Consider the following 13,517-nt stretch of genomic DNA (forward strand, 5'->3'; position numbering starts at 1 on the left):
GACTACCGGGCATTAAAGAGATGAAAGTCAAAGCAGTTTCGGTGGGCAAACATCATGATATGTGTTGTCCGCCTTATATGGGGCATTAAACGATTGTTGTTTTCCATGATTTATTTTCCTTTCAGTAATTGAAAGCACAGTCATTTTATCCAGGAAAGCGCGATTAACTGTGAAGGAGATCACCGTTAACCGATCATTTTAGAAATAAATAGTCGTTTTTGATGAATATCGCAGATCAAAATTCTGATTTGTTGGTATCGGGTTAATAGGATGTATTGCAAATGTTTAAAATGGACATAAATAACCCAAAAAATATCGAGTGGATTATTTATGAAATATTTTCTGAGAGATTTTTATTTTATTTAAAAATAAAATGAATAGTTATTCAGAGCATAAACCGATAACCGATACCGGTTTCAGTTAATAAATGGCGAGGGCGAGCGGGGTCGACTTCGAGTTTCTGACGAAGATGGCCCATATATATGCGTAAATAGTGACTATGTTCCACGGCGTTGGGTCCCCACACCTGACTTAACAGCTGGCGCTGGGTGAGAACCTTGCCGTGATTGTTGAGCAGCACGGCGAGCAGGCGAAATTCGATGGGCGTGAGGTGAATTTCCTCTTCGCCGCGCACAATGCGCCGCGCGGCCAGGTCAACCCGGATATCCCCAAACGTGTAGGTTGGGTCGGCTGGCGTGGTGGCGCTGTGGCGACGCAGCGCCACGCGAAGGCGAGCCTGTAGCTCGCCGATGCCAAACGGTTTAATCAGGTAGTCATCCGCCCCGGCATCCAGCGCGGCGATTTTATCCGTCTCTTCAGTACGGGCGGAGAGCACCAGAATCGGCATCTGGCTCCACTGACGGACTTCACGAATAAAATCGATGCCGTCACCGTCCGGGAGACCCAGATCGAGGATCACCAGGTCCGGCTTGCGGGTGGCGGCTTCAATTAACCCCCGCTGAAGCGTACCTGCATCATGGACGCGCAGACCGTCTCCTTCCAGCGCAGCGCGCAGAAAGCGGCTAATGGCGATCTCATCTTCAACAATCAGAACGTTGATCACAAATCCTCTGGTAATTCATTAAGTTCTGGCGGGGTTTCCAGAGGAAGTGTAACACAAAAACGCGCACCGCCTTCCGGACGATTCTCCGCGGAAATGGAGCCGCCATGCACGTCAATGATCGCCTGGCAAATGGCCAGCCCCAGCCCCACGCCCGGAATGGCCGACTCCTTATTGCCGCGCGCGAATTTCTCGAAAATAGCCAACTCCTGCCCGGCAGGAATGCCCGGGCCGGTATCCCAGACGTTAAGGCGAAGCGCGCCGTCGTCCACCGTCGCATCCACGCCAATCTGCGCGCTGGCGCCCGCATATTTGGCGGCATTTTCAAGCAGGTTGATCAGCACCCGTTCAAACAGCGGACCATCAACGTGAATTAAGGTCAGGGGTTTGGGCATGTTCAGCGCAATATGTCGCCCGCCCATGCCGGGTTCGAGCATTTTCAGCGCGCTGCCCACCACCTCTTCCAGCGTGAGCCACTCTTTTTTGAGGTTAAAACCGCCCGACTGGATACGCGCCATGTCGAGCAGGTTATTCACCAGGCGCGTGGTATTCAGCACGTGCTGGCGGATCTCGCTGGCCTGAAGGGCATGCTTCGAGCCTTCCGCCGCCAGGTCCAGCGTCAGAATTTCTGACTGACCAAACAGGACGGTGAGCGGGGTACGCAGATCGTGAGACAGCGCCGCCAGCAGCGAGTTACGAATGCTTTCACGCTCGCTTGCCAGCCGGGCCTGTTCCTCGCTGGCGGTGAGGGCCAGTCGTTCCAGCGCGCTGGCAACCAGCAGCGTAAACGTCTCCAGTAAACGCTGCTGTTCGGGGATCATCAGCTGGCGCAGGTTGGAAGGCTCCACGATGACCAGCCCCTGATTTTTATCGGCGCTGCGCAGGGGCAGAATTTGGTAGGGCACGCCGGGGAGGGTGTCGGTCCCTGCGCCCGCCGGTAAGCCTTTGTCAAAGCTCCAGCGCGCGATGGCTTCGTCCCAGGGCGTCATGCCTGTGGCGGAGGTCAGCGGGCGCAGCTTGCCGTGTTCGTCCGGGAGTAAAATCAGGTTGCTGGCATGAAACGTCGAGCGGATAAACTGCTCGCTGGTCTGTACGATATCCAGCGGCGTGCGGCCCACCGCCAGCGATTTCGACATCTCATAGAGATGGCGCGTGCGCTGTTCGCGATAGCGGGCGATGCGCGCCTGATAGCGCACGCCCGCCGTCAGATTGCCGATCACCAGCCCGACGGTGAGCATGACGGCAAAGGTGAGGATGTACTGTACGTCCGAGACGGCCAGCGTCCCGCGGGGGGCAATAAAGAACAGATCGAAGCTGATGACATTGATCACCGTCGCCAGGACCGACGGCCAGCGCCCGTAGAAGAGCGCCACCACCACCACGCCTAAAAGGTAGATCATCACCAGGTTGGCGGCATCAAACGCGATCAGCCACTGGCTGGCAATCACGGTAATCAGGGCGCAGAGCACGACGGCGACGAGACAGCCGCGAAGCTGAATGCGCCATTTATCGCTGAAGGTACGGCTGTCCGGCGCGCGATTGGGTAAGGGGGTAGGTTTGTCGTCCAGCGCCACGATCACCAGATCCAGATCCGGCGCGCGACGGGCCAGCTTGTCGGCAAAGGATTCTCGGCTAAACCAGCGCCGATGCTGACGACGGCCAATGACGATTTTCCCCAGGTTATGCTCGCGCGCGTAGCGCAGAATGGCTTTATCTTCCTGCGGATCGGAAAGGGTGGCGGTTTCCGCGCCCAGCTCCTGCGCCAGGCGCAGCGAACTCAGGATCGCGCGACGCTGGTTTTCGGGCAGCGCGTGCAGCTGCGGCGTTTCAACATACACCGCATGCCAGACGCTGCCAAATTTGGCCGCCAGGCGCGCGGCGGTGCGGACAAGCTTTTCATTGCCGCTGCCGTGGCCCACGCACAGCAGGATGGCGTCCCGCGTGTGCCAGACGCGTTCCTGTCCCTGTAAATCGCGCCAGGCACGCATCTGATCGTCCACCCGGTCGGCGGTTCGGCGCAGGGCCAGCTCGCGCAGGGCAATCAGGTTGCCTTTACGGAAGAAATGTTCGATGGCGCGCTCGGCCTGGCCGGCGATATAGACTTTGCCTTCGTGCAGGCGCTGGCGCAAATCATCGGGCGGCAGGTCGACCAGCACCACCTCATCGGCGGAATCGAAGAAGGGATCGGGCACCGTCTCGCGTACCTGAATGCCGGTCACGCCGCTGACCACGTCGTTCAGGCTTTCGAGATGCTGAACGTTAACCGTGGTGAACACATCGATACCGGCTTCAAGTAATTCTTCAACGTCCTGCCAGCGTTTGGGGTGGCGCGAGCCTGGCGCATTGCTGTGCGCCAGTTCGTCCATCAGGATAAGGGCGGGACGGCGGGCGAGGGCGGCATCAATATCAAACTCCGTAACTAACCGACCACGGTGGCTGATGCGGCGGGGCGGCTGGGTAGCCAGCCCCTTCAGCAGCGACGCCGTCTCTTTGCGTCCGTGGGTTTCAACCACGCCGATCAGAATATCGAGCCCCTGCGCCCGAAGCCGCTGGGCTTCCGTCAGCATGGCGAAGGTTTTCCCGACGCCCGCGCAGGCGCCAAAGAAAATTTTCAGTTTGCCGCGATGGGCTTCAGCCGTCTGTTCAAGCAGCCTGTCCGGATCCGGGCGCATGGGCTCGTCGGTCATTTAGTTTTTCCTTAGCGCGTCCAGCGCCAGATTCAGCTCAACAATATTTACCACGGGCATGCCGATGAAGCTGACCAGCGGCTTTTGCGTGTGCTCTGCCACCAGCTTGCTCACCTGTTCGACGGTCAACTGACGGACGGCGGCGACGCGCGGGATCTGCCAGGCCACCGCTGCCGGCGTCAGGCTGTAGTCCAGCCCGCTGGCCGAGGCGGTCACCAGCTCTACGGGCACCTCGCGGCTGGCCTGCGGATTCGCGGCGCGCAGGGCTGCCACGCGCTCAGCGACGGCTTTGTCCAGCTCCGGGTTGCTGCCCGCCAGGTTACTGCCGCCGGATGCCATCGGATTATACGGGCTTTCGGCAGTGGCGGAAGGGCGTCCCTGGAAGTAGCGGGCATCCGTAAAGTTCTGACCAATCAGGCGTGAACCGCGGTTTTCGCCGTTTTGTATAATCAGCGAGCCGTTGGCCTGATCCTTAAACCACCACTGGCCCAGCGCGGTGGTTACCAGCGGGTACAGCCCGCCGGTAATGAGAGACAGCAGAATAAACAAAAGTATAGCGGGGCGTAACATCGTCATTTGATTCACCTTTTAAACCAGCCCGAACAGGGTCAACAGCAGGTCGATAGCCTTGATACCGATGAAAGGCACCACCAGCCCGCCCAGGCCGTAAATCCACAGGTTGCGGCGCAGCATGGCGGCCGCCGTGAGCGGCTTATAGCTCACGCCCTTCAGCGCCAGCGGGATCAGGAAGACAATAATCAGGGCGTTAAAAATCACTGCGCTCAGAATGGCCGAGGCCGGAGAGTGCAGGTGCATCACGTTCAGGGCGTTTAATTGCGGATAGGTCGCAGCAAACGCGGCCGGAATGATGGCGAAATACTTCGCCACGTCGTTGGCGATACTGAACGTGGTCAGCGAACCGCGCGTCATCAGCATCTGCTTGCCGATGTGCACCACTTCAATCAGCTTGGTCGGGTTAGAATCGAGGTCGACCATGTTGCCCGCCTCTTTTGCGGCCTGGGTACCGGAGTTCATCGCCACCGCCACGTCGGCCTGCGCGAGGGCAGGGGCATCGTTGGTCCCGTCACCGGTCATCGCCACCAGACGGCCTTCCGCCTGATACTGACGAATCAGTGCCAGCTTGGCTTCCGGTGTGGCTTCGGAAAGGAAATCATCCACGCCCGCTTCGGCAGCAATCGCCGCGGCGGTAAGACGGTTATCCCCGGTGATCATCACCGTTTTGATCCCCATTTTACGCAGCTGGGCAAAGCGCTCTTTGATGCCGCCTTTGACGATGTCCTTCAGGGCAATGACCCCGAGCACGCGCGCGCCTTCGGCCACCACCAGCGGCGTCGCCCCCTGACGGGCCACGCTTTCGACCAGGCTGTCCACTTCCGGCGGGAAGTGGCCGTTGTTGGCCTCAATGTGGCGGCGGATCGCGTCAACCGAGCCTTTACGGATCATGCGATCCTGAATGTTAATTCCGCTCATGCGGGTTTGCGCCGTAAAGGGTACGAACGTGGCGTGCAGGCTCTGCACGTCGCGCTGGCGCAGGTTAAAGCGCTGCTTGGCGAGGATCACAATGCTGCGGCCTTCCGGGGTTTCATCAGCAAGCGAGGAGAGCTGGGCGGCATCCGCCAGCGTTTTTTCATCCACGCCCGGGGCGGGTAAAAAATCCGACGCCTGGCGGTTACCGAGGGTGATGGTGCCGGTTTTGTCCAGCAGCAACACATCCACGTCACCGGCGGCTTCTACCGCACGCCCGCTGGTGGCGATGACGTTGGCACCGAGCATACGGCTCATGCCGGCGACGCCGATGGCCGACAGCAGGCCGCCGATGGTGGTGGGGATCAGACAAACCAGCAGCGCCACCAGCACCGTGACGGTGACCGCGGTACCGCCATAGGCGGAGAATGGCCACAGCGTCGCGGTTGCCAGCAGGAAGACAATTGTCAGGGCCACCAGCAGGATGGTCAGGGCAATCTCGTTTGGCGTTTTACGACGCTGTGCGCCTTCCACCATGGCGATCATCCGGTCGAGGAAGGTTTCACCCGGGTTAACGCTGCACTGGATCACCAGCCAGTCGGAGAGAATGCGCGTCCCGCCCGTCACGGAGGCGAAATCGCCGCCGGACTCACGGATCACCGGCGCGGATTCGCCGGTGATGGCGCTCTCATCGACCGATGCGCCCCCTTCAATAACTTCGCCGTCGCAAGGGATGATGTCACCGGCTTCCACCAGCACCACATCGCCTTTACGCAGTTCATCTGCCGGAACGTGGTCCATCTGCGCGCCGTACTTCGGCTCACGTAGCTTGCGTGCGAAGGCGGTCTTTTTCACCCCTTTCAGGCTGTTGGCCTGGGCTTTACTCCGGCCTTCCGCCAGCGCTTCTGCAAAGTTGGCGAACAGCACGGTAAACCACAGCCACAGGCTGATGGCGCCGGTAAACATCGCATTTCCCGGCATATGGCCCGTTCCCATGGCAATCGCCAGGGCGGTGGTCAGGACGCTTCCCGCCCAGACGATAAACATCACCGGGTTGTGCCACTGCACGCGCGGGCTCAGCTTTTTCACCGCATCCATGAGCGCCTGGCGAACTAATGACGGTTCGAACAGGGCCAGTTGTTTACGACTCATGACAATTTCTCCGCAAAATCAGCGTAAAGAGAGGTATTCCGCGACCGGGCCTAACGCGAGGGCGGGGATAAAGGTCAGGGCGCCGACCAGCAACACGGTGCCCGTCAGCAGGCCGATAAACAGCGCGCCGTGGGTCGGTAATGTCCCGGTAGTGGTCGGTTGGATTTTTTTGTTCACCAGCGATCCGGCAATCGCCATGACCGGCACAATGATCCCGAAGCGGCCCACAAACATGCAGAACGCCAGCAGACAGTTCCAGAATGGAGAGTTGGCGCTTAGGCCTGCAAAGGCGCTGCCGTTGTTGTTGGCGGCAGAGGAGACGGCATACAGCACTTCGCTAAAACCGTGAATGCCGGGGTTAAAGATGCCGCTGCGTCCGGCCTCGGTCATCAACGCCAGCGCGGTGCCGAGCAGCACGAGGGCCGGGGTGACCAGAATTGCCAGCGCGGTTAATTTCATCTCGCGAACGTCGATCTTTTTACCCAGATACTCCGGGGTGCGGCCAATCATCAGACCGGCAATAAACACCGCCAGCAGCACGAACAGCAGCATGCCGTAAAGACCGGAGCCCACGCCGCCAAACACCACTTCACCAATCTGCATCAGCCACATCGGGATCATGCCGCCCAGCGCCGTAAAGGAATCATGCATGGCATTGACGGCCCCGCACGACGCTGCCGTGGTGACCACCGCATACAGGCTACTGGCGAGAATGCCAAAGCGGCTCTCTTTACCTTCCATGTTGATTGCGCTATCTGCACCCAGTGAGAGGAAGTGCGGATTACCCTGCCATTCGGCCCACATCACCAGCGCAACACAGACCACAAAGATCAGCGACATGGTCCAGAGCAGGGTACGCCCCTGACGGCGATCGTTGACCACGTCGCCAAAGGCAAAGCAGAGCGCGGCGGGGATCAGGAAAATCGCCAGCATCTGCACAAAATTGGTCAGGGCGGTCGGGTTTTCGAACGGGTGCGAGGAGTTGGCATTGAAGAAGCCGCCGCCGTTCGTCCCGAGCATTTTGATGGCTTCCTGCGACGCCACTGGCCCCATCGGCAGGAGCTGTTTTGCGCCTTCCAGCGAGGTATAAGGTGCGTAAGGCAGCAGGTTTTGCAGGGTGCCCTGCTGAATGAAGAACAGCGCGATCAGCAGCGCAATCGGCAGCAGGATCCACAGGGTAATGCGCGTCAGATCCACCCACGCGTTACCCAGCGTGCTCACTTTCTGGCGCGCAAACGCACGCGTTAGCGCGAAGATCACCGCAATACCGCTGGCGGCAGAGAGGAAGTTCTGCACGGTTAGCCCGACCATCTGGCTGAAGTAGCTGAGCGTGGTTTCACCGGCATAGGACTGCCAGTTGGTGTTGGTGACAAAACTGACCGCCGTGTTTAGCGCCAGATGCCAGGACAGGCCCGGTAACTGCTGCGGATTCAAAGGCAGGACACCCTGCAACATCAGCATGGCAAAAAGCGCGATGAGGCCAACGATATTCAGCAGCAGAATAGCGATCAGATAGTCACGCCAGTTCATCTCCCGATCGTCTATACCCAGTACGCGCAAGATCCCTTTTTCAACGCTTCCCGTGCCGGGCAGGGGAACGTTATTGATGAGCCGTGCCATCCCCGAGCCCAGTGGCCTTGCCAGGACGAACAACACCACTAAGAAACTGGCAATAAGCAAAAACGCCTGAGCAGCCATCAGAATGCCTCCGCATTAATCAGGGCATAAACCAGATAACCCAATAACAGGAACACCAGCACGATGCCGGCAATAAGACCTGCACTCACAATCCACCTCCGGGTGACTTTTGTTGTTGTGCTAACGGTAGGATTTATGGCGCAAAGATTTCGCAAAAATGAGAAGGGCGGGTGTAAAAAAAGTATAAAAATGGCAAAGCCCACAATTTAACTATTGATAAGTAAATCGTTAACTTTTTTGTAACTTAATTACGGCGTGAATGTAAATTTTGGCTAAACGGACGAAAATAAGTGGTCGGATGAGTAGTAAAATTACAAACAAAGCGATATTATTTTAGCCAGGTCACAGATTTTGAATTTTCCGGATGACGTTTCCGGCCAACTATAGGGGAGAAAAATATGGATCTTTATAAAGAGTTTCCGGCTCATATCGTGTTCATGCGCCGCGCTTTCGCCGTAGTGGCTGGCGTGCTGGCTCTGCCGGTGATGCTGTTCTGGAAAGATCGTGCACGTTTTTATAGCTATCTGCACCGCGTCTGGGCGAAAACCAGCGAGAAGCCGGTGTGGATGGATCAGGCCGAGAAAGCGACCTGCGATTTTTACTGATACTAAGACGACACCCAGAAAAAAACGCCGGGGGAGCGATAGCCCCTCGTCAGGGTTTACAGGCACATATTTGCCGTCTTTCTTGCCGGGTGACGCTGCGCTTACCCGGCAAACACAGGGCAAAGAGATCAATGCATTGCATGTTTCATTGTAGGCCCTTGCAAGCGTAGCGCCGCCGGGCGAAATGCACAGCATGCACCTTGTCATCAGTCTGTAAGGCCGCCTTGGGCGGCCTTTTTTATTTCATCCCGTCTACACTTCATGGCAAAGTAGTTCAATGCATGCTTTTTCCTTTTACGGCATGCCCTTACGGACATAATGGATATTTGCCTGGAGTTTTATGCCCACCCATCTGGTTTGGTTTCGCGCGGACCTGCGCGTACATGACAACTTCGCACTCGCGGCAGCCTGCCGTTCCGATGACGCCAGCGTGCTGGCGCTGTTTATCGCTACGCCTGAACAGTGGCAGCAGCATGATATGGCCCCGCGGCAGGCGGCTTACCTCAAATCGCATCTGAACGATCTGCAACACTCACTTGCTGAAAAAGGTATCCCGCTGATCTACAAAGAGGTCAGTGACTTTGCCGCGCAGCTTAAGATGTTGCGGGAGGTATGTCAGCAGAACGGCGTCACGCATCTTTTTTATAACTACCAGTACGAGCTGAACGAACGGCTGCGGGATCGCCAACTGGAGAACATTCTGGGCGAGGTGGTTTGTGAAGGATTTGATGACAGCGTAATGCTGGCACCGGGCAGCGTCATGACCGGCGGCCATGAAATGTATAAAGTGTTCACACCGTTTAAAAATGCTTTTGTTAAACGTCTGAAAGAGGCGCTGCCGGAGTGCGTACCCGCACCCGCAGCCAGAGGGGAAGCTATAACCACGCTGCCTGAATTAACGTTTAACTATCCCCAACAGGCATTCGATGAGCTTCTGTTCCCCGCAAACGAGAAGGCAGCAATTGCGAAGCTGCGCCAGTTTTGCAAACAGGGCGCGGGAGAGTACGACGCGCGCAGGGATTTCCCGGCGATTGAAGGGACAAGCCGCTTATCGGCAAGCCTGGCGCTGGGCGTACTCTCTCCTCGCCAGTGTTTACATCGTCTTCTGGCCGAGCAGCCGCAGGCGATGGACGGTGGGGCGGGTTCGGTGTGGCTGAACGAACTCATCTGGCGTGAATTCTATCGCCATCTGATGACGTATCATCCCGATCTCTGTAAGCATCGTCCGTTCATTCCCTGGACCGATAACGTCAAATGGCAGCACGATGCGGCACGTTTACAGGCCTGGCAAAAAGGGGAAACGGGCTATCCGATTGTTGATGCCGCCATGCGCCAGCTGAATGAAACCGGGTGGATGCACAACCGCCTGCGAATGATTACCGCCAGCTTTCTGGTGAAGGATCTGCTTATCGACTGGCGTATCGGAGAGCGCTATTTTATCTCTCAGCTGATCGACGGCGATCTCGCTGCGAATAACGGCGGCTGGCAGTGGGCGGCCTCTACCGGCACCGATGCGGCTCCCTATTTCAGGATTTTTAATCCGACCACTCAGGGGCAAAAATTTGATGCCAACGGCGACTTTATCCGCCGCTGGTTGCCCGCGCTCAGGAACGTTCCTGCGAAAGCGATCCACGACCCGTGGGCATGGGCGGATAAACAGGGCGTAAAGCTCGATTATCCCCGCCCGATTGTTGACCATAAACAGGCGCGCACCGCCACGCTGGCGGCGTACGAAGCCGCCCGAAAAGTTTGAGAGCATAAAGATGAAAAACAGTGAACTAGAACGCCTGATTAACGAAAAACTCAATACCGCCTCCTTTAGCGACTACGGCCCGAATGGCCTGCAGGTGGAAGGGCGCGAAACGGTGCAGAAAATTATCACCGGCGTCACGGCAAGCCAGGCGCTGCTGGACGAGGCTGTCCGTCAGGAAGCCGATGCGGTGATTGTCCATCACGGCTACTTCTGGAAAAACGAATCACCGATTATTCGCGGCATGAAGCGCAACCGCCTGAAAACGTTGCTGGCAAATGACATCAACCTGTACGGTTACCACCTGCCGCTGGACGCACACCCGGAACTGGGCAACAACGTTCAGCTTGCGCAGCTGTTGGGGATAACCGTAATGGGCGAAATCGAGCCGCTGGTGCCGTGGGGCGAGCTGGCGATGCCGGTTCCCGGACTGGAGCTGGCCTCGTGGATTGAAGCGCGCCTGGGGCGTCGCCCGCTGTGGTGCGGCGATACGGGCGCGGACCTGGTAAAACGCGTTGCCTGGTGCACCGGGGGCGGGCAGGGCTTTATCGACAGCGCCGCGCGCTTCGGTGTTGATGCCTTTATCACCGGCGAGGTTTCCGAGCAGACCATTCACTCGGCGCGTGAACAGGGGCTGCATTTCTACGCGGCCGGCCATCATGCCACCGAGCGCGGCGGCATTCGGGCCCTCAGCGAGTGGCTGACGGAAAATACCGATCTGGATGTAACCTTTATTGATATCCCTAATCCGGCCTGATGAGAGGTGCCTGAGTGCAGCGAGCGCGTTGTTATCTTCTGGGAGAAACGGCAGTGGTTCTGGAGCTCGAGCCGCCGGTGACCCTTGCCACGCAAAAGCGTATCTGGCGGCTAACCCAGCGTCTGGTCGATCTGCCGGACGTGGTTGAAGCCATTCCGGGGATGAATAACATCACGGTGGTGCTGCGTAGTCCGCATACGCTGGCGCTGGATGCCATCGAGCGTTTACAGCGCTGGTGGGAAGAGAGCGAGGCGCTGGAGCCGGAATCGCGTGCCATTGAGATCCCGGTCGTTTATGGCGGTACGGGGGGACCGGATCTTGGTGTGGTCGCAGACCATTGCGGGCTCACCGAAAAGCAGGTGGTTGAGCTGCACAGTTCGGTGGATTACGTCGTCTGGTTCCTGGGATTCCAGCCCGGATTCCCGTATCTGGGGGATTATCTCCCCGGCTGCATACGCCGCGCCGCGCTGAACCGCGCCTGAGCGTACCGGCGGGGACGGTCGCCATTGGTGGCGAGCAGACCGGCGTATATCCGCTGGCTTCGCCCGGTGGTTGGCAGCTTATTGGGCATACCGCCACCCCGTTATTTGACCCCGCGCTGGCGTCGCCAATACTCCTGCGCCCGGGCGACACCCTTCGCTTTATCCCGCAGAAGGAGGGGGTATGTTAACGCTTATTCGCGCCGGGCTTTACACCTCCGTACAGGATGCCGGGCGCTTTGGCATGCGCCAGTCCGGCGTGAGCTATTGTGGCGCGCTGGACCGTCCTGCGCTGGAAATCGCTAACGTGCTGGTGGGCAACCCCGGCAGCACGGCGGCGCTCGAAATTACGCTCGGCCAGTGTGTCATTGAGTTTGGTCAGGAGACCTGGTTCGCGCTCACCGGCGCAGGCTGTGATGCCACGCTGGACGGCAAAGCGGTGTGGACCGGCTGGCGTCTGCGGGCGAAAGCCGGGCAGCGTCTGACCTTAAAACGTCCTCTGCACGGCGTGCGTAGCTATCTCGCGGTGGCTGGCGGCATTGATGTGCCTGAGGTGCTGGGCTCATCCAGTACCGATCAGAAAGCCGGGATAGGCGGTCACGAAGGACGTCTGTTGCGCGACGGCGATCGCCTGGCGATTAAGCCCTCTTCGCGTCACTTCTCGACGGCGCAGGGGGTGAAACAACTTCTCTGGGGAAACCAGATCCGCGCCTTACCTGGGCCGGAATATCATGAGTTCGACGAGGCCTCAAAAGAGTCTTTCTGGCGCGCGCCGTGGAAGCTCAGTCCGCAGAGTAACCGTATGGGCTATCGCCTGCAGGGGCAGCCGCTGATCCGGACGACCGACAGGGAATTGCTTTCCCACGGTTTACTGCCCGGCGTTATTCAGGTTCCAGGCAACGGGCAACCGATCGTGTTAATGAACGACGCGCAGACGACAGGTGGTTATCCGCGAATTGCCTGCATCATTGAAGCCGATCGCTACCATCTGGCGCAAATTCCCCTCGGTCAGCCGATTCACTTCGTGCAGTGTTCGCTGGAGGAGGCGCTAAAGGCGCGGCAGGATCAGCAGCGCTATCTCGAACAGCTGGCGTGGAGGCTCGATGGTAAAGATTGATTTGAATGCCGATCTGGGCGAGGGCGGCAGCGCCGATGAGGCGCTGATGACGCTGGTCTCCTCGGTCAATATCGCCTGCGGCTTTCACGCGGGCGATGCGCAAACCATGCTGGAGAGCGTGCGTCATGCCATCAAAAATGGCGTGGCGATTGGCGCTCACCCGAGCTTCCCTGACCGGGAGAACTTTGGCCGCACCGCGATGGACCTGCCGCCTGAGACGGTCTACGCGCAGGTGCTCTACCAGACTGGCGCGCTGGAGGCGATGGTTCGCGCCGGGAAGGGCGTACTGCGTCACGTGAAGCCGCACGGTATGCTCTATAACCAGGCGGCAAAAGACCCGGTGCTGGCGGCGGCGATTGCCCGTGCGGTGCGGGACTGTAATCCGCAGCTGATTCTGGTCGGCCTGGCGGGCAGTGAGCTTATTCGTGCCGGAGAACGGCTGGGGCTGACCACGCGGCAGGAGGTGTTTGCCGATCGGGGATACATGCCGGACGGCAGTCTGGTTCCGCGCACGCAAGCCGGTGCGCTGATTACCGATGAAGCGAAAGCGCTGGCGCAGACGCTGGAGATGGTGCGCTACGGGCGAGTGACCGCCGTGGATGGCACAACGGCGCACGTTCAGGCTGATACGGTATGTTTACACGGCGATGGCGAGCATGCGCTCCAGTTCGCGCGCCGCCTGCGGGCCGCGTTCGCTGAAGAGGGTATTCTTGTCAGCGCAGATTAA

At 58.6% G+C, this 13,517-nt stretch carries 12 protein-coding genes and 1 pseudogene; 6 read left to right on the forward strand and 7 right to left on the reverse strand.

The genetic code is table 11. The features are described from left to right. Positions 1–2 precede the first annotated feature (2 nt). The 7 genes from speFL to kdpF all read right to left on the reverse strand — a co-directional run bounded on the left by speFL (position 3) and on the right by kdpF (position 8,171). Entirely contained in the window at positions 3–107 is a 105-nt protein-coding gene (speFL, locus tag BFV67_RS23835) for a leader peptide SpeFL (protein WP_003858645.1), read from the reverse strand. 278 nt (positions 108–385) lie between these two features. Beyond that, positions 386–1,063: a two-component system response regulator KdpE gene (kdpE, locus tag BFV67_RS05950; protein ID WP_008501074.1), complete on the reverse strand. Its 678-nt coding sequence runs from the start codon at positions 1,061–1,063 to the stop codon at positions 386–388. Next, entirely contained in the window at positions 1,060–3,747 is a 2,688-nt protein-coding gene (gene kdpD / locus BFV67_RS05955; protein WP_069597995.1) for a two-component system sensor histidine kinase KdpD, read from the reverse strand. The genes kdpE and kdpD overlap by 4 nt, the downstream gene beginning before the upstream one ends. Beyond that, complete coding sequence (kdpC, locus tag BFV67_RS05960; protein WP_069597996.1) at positions 3,748–4,323, reverse strand: potassium-transporting ATPase subunit KdpC; 576 nt, start codon at positions 4,321–4,323, stop codon at positions 3,748–3,750. 12 nt (positions 4,324–4,335) lie between these two features. Beyond that, complete coding sequence (gene kdpB, locus BFV67_RS05965) at positions 4,336–6,384, reverse strand: potassium-transporting ATPase subunit KdpB (RefSeq protein ID WP_023326916.1); 2,049 nt, start codon at positions 6,382–6,384, stop codon at positions 4,336–4,338. Between the two features lie 18 nt (positions 6,385–6,402). Continuing rightward, a complete protein-coding gene (gene kdpA, locus BFV67_RS05970; RefSeq protein ID WP_069597997.1) occupies positions 6,403–8,082 on the reverse strand; it encodes a potassium-transporting ATPase subunit KdpA in 1,680 nt (559 codons plus the stop codon). Beyond that, complete coding sequence (gene kdpF, locus BFV67_RS05975) at positions 8,082–8,171, reverse strand: K(+)-transporting ATPase subunit F (RefSeq protein WP_014069365.1); 90 nt, start codon at positions 8,169–8,171, stop codon at positions 8,082–8,084. Before kdpF ends, kdpA begins: the two co-directional genes overlap by 1 nt. Positions 8,172–8,480: 309 nt before the next feature. Here kdpF and BFV67_RS05980 point away from each other — a divergent pair, with 309 nt between their 5' ends. The 6 genes and pseudogenes from BFV67_RS05980 (at position 8,481) to pxpA (ending at position 13,517) form a co-directional block, all read left to right on the forward strand. Then, positions 8,481–8,687 carry a YbfA family protein gene (locus BFV67_RS05980; RefSeq protein ID WP_008501079.1) on the forward strand — a complete coding sequence of 69 codons (207 nt, stop codon included), beginning with the start codon at positions 8,481–8,483 and terminating at the stop codon, positions 8,685–8,687. A 340-nt stretch (positions 8,688–9,027) separates the two neighbouring features. Further along, positions 9,028–10,440 carry a deoxyribodipyrimidine photo-lyase gene (gene phrB / locus BFV67_RS05985; protein WP_023326918.1) on the forward strand — a complete coding sequence of 471 codons (1,413 nt, stop codon included), beginning with the start codon at positions 9,028–9,030 and terminating at the stop codon, positions 10,438–10,440. Positions 10,441–10,450: 10 nt separating this feature from the next. After that, positions 10,451–11,194, forward strand: a complete 744-nt coding sequence (locus BFV67_RS05990) for a type 2 GTP cyclohydrolase I (protein WP_021241021.1) — start codon at positions 10,451–10,453, stop codon at positions 11,192–11,194. Between the two features lie 14 nt (positions 11,195–11,208). Continuing rightward, a pseudogene (gene pxpB / locus BFV67_RS05995) lies at positions 11,209–11,864 on the forward strand (5-oxoprolinase subunit PxpB). After that, positions 11,858–12,790 carry a 5-oxoprolinase subunit PxpC gene (gene pxpC / locus BFV67_RS06000; RefSeq protein ID WP_021241019.1) on the forward strand — a complete coding sequence of 311 codons (933 nt, stop codon included), beginning with the start codon at positions 11,858–11,860 and terminating at the stop codon, positions 12,788–12,790. The pseudogene pxpB and the gene pxpC overlap by 7 nt, the downstream one beginning before the upstream one ends. Continuing rightward, positions 12,777–13,517, forward strand: coding sequence for a 5-oxoprolinase subunit PxpA (gene pxpA / locus BFV67_RS06005; RefSeq protein ID WP_069597998.1), 741 nt, complete (start codon positions 12,777–12,779; stop codon positions 13,515–13,517). The genes pxpC and pxpA overlap by 14 nt, the downstream gene beginning before the upstream one ends.

Origin of the sequence: Enterobacter roggenkampii (assembly GCF_001729805.1) — a bacterium.
GTDB classification, from domain to species: domain Bacteria; phylum Pseudomonadota; class Gammaproteobacteria; order Enterobacterales; family Enterobacteriaceae; genus Enterobacter; species Enterobacter roggenkampii.

What these genes read in the sequence shown, in the direction of transcription:
- speFL (WP_003858645.1), bottom strand. Translation starts at nt 107, where the DNA reads ATGGAAAACAACAATCGTTTAATGCCCCATATAAGGCGGACAACACAT.
- kdpD (WP_069597995.1), bottom strand. Translation starts at nt 3,747, where the DNA reads ATGACCGACGAGCCCATGCGCCCGGATCCGGACAGGCTGCTTGAACAG.
- kdpC (WP_069597996.1), bottom strand. Translation starts at nt 4,323, where the DNA reads ATGACGATGTTACGCCCCGCTATACTTTTGTTTATTCTGCTGTCTCTC.
- kdpB (WP_023326916.1), bottom strand. Translation starts at nt 6,384, where the DNA reads ATGAGTCGTAAACAACTGGCCCTGTTCGAACCGTCATTAGTTCGCCAG.
- kdpA (WP_069597997.1), bottom strand. Translation starts at nt 8,082, where the DNA reads ATGGCTGCTCAGGCGTTTTTGCTTATTGCCAGTTTCTTAGTGGTGTTG.
- BFV67_RS05980 (WP_008501079.1), top strand. Translation starts at nt 8,481, where the DNA reads ATGGATCTTTATAAAGAGTTTCCGGCTCATATCGTGTTCATGCGCCGC.
- phrB (WP_023326918.1), top strand. Translation starts at nt 9,028, where the DNA reads ATGCCCACCCATCTGGTTTGGTTTCGCGCGGACCTGCGCGTACATGAC.
- BFV67_RS05990 (WP_021241021.1), top strand. Translation starts at nt 10,451, where the DNA reads ATGAAAAACAGTGAACTAGAACGCCTGATTAACGAAAAACTCAATACC.
- pxpC (WP_021241019.1), top strand. Translation starts at nt 11,858, where the DNA reads ATGTTAACGCTTATTCGCGCCGGGCTTTACACCTCCGTACAGGATGCC.
- pxpA (WP_069597998.1), top strand. Translation starts at nt 12,777, where the DNA reads ATGGTAAAGATTGATTTGAATGCCGATCTGGGCGAGGGCGGCAGCGCC.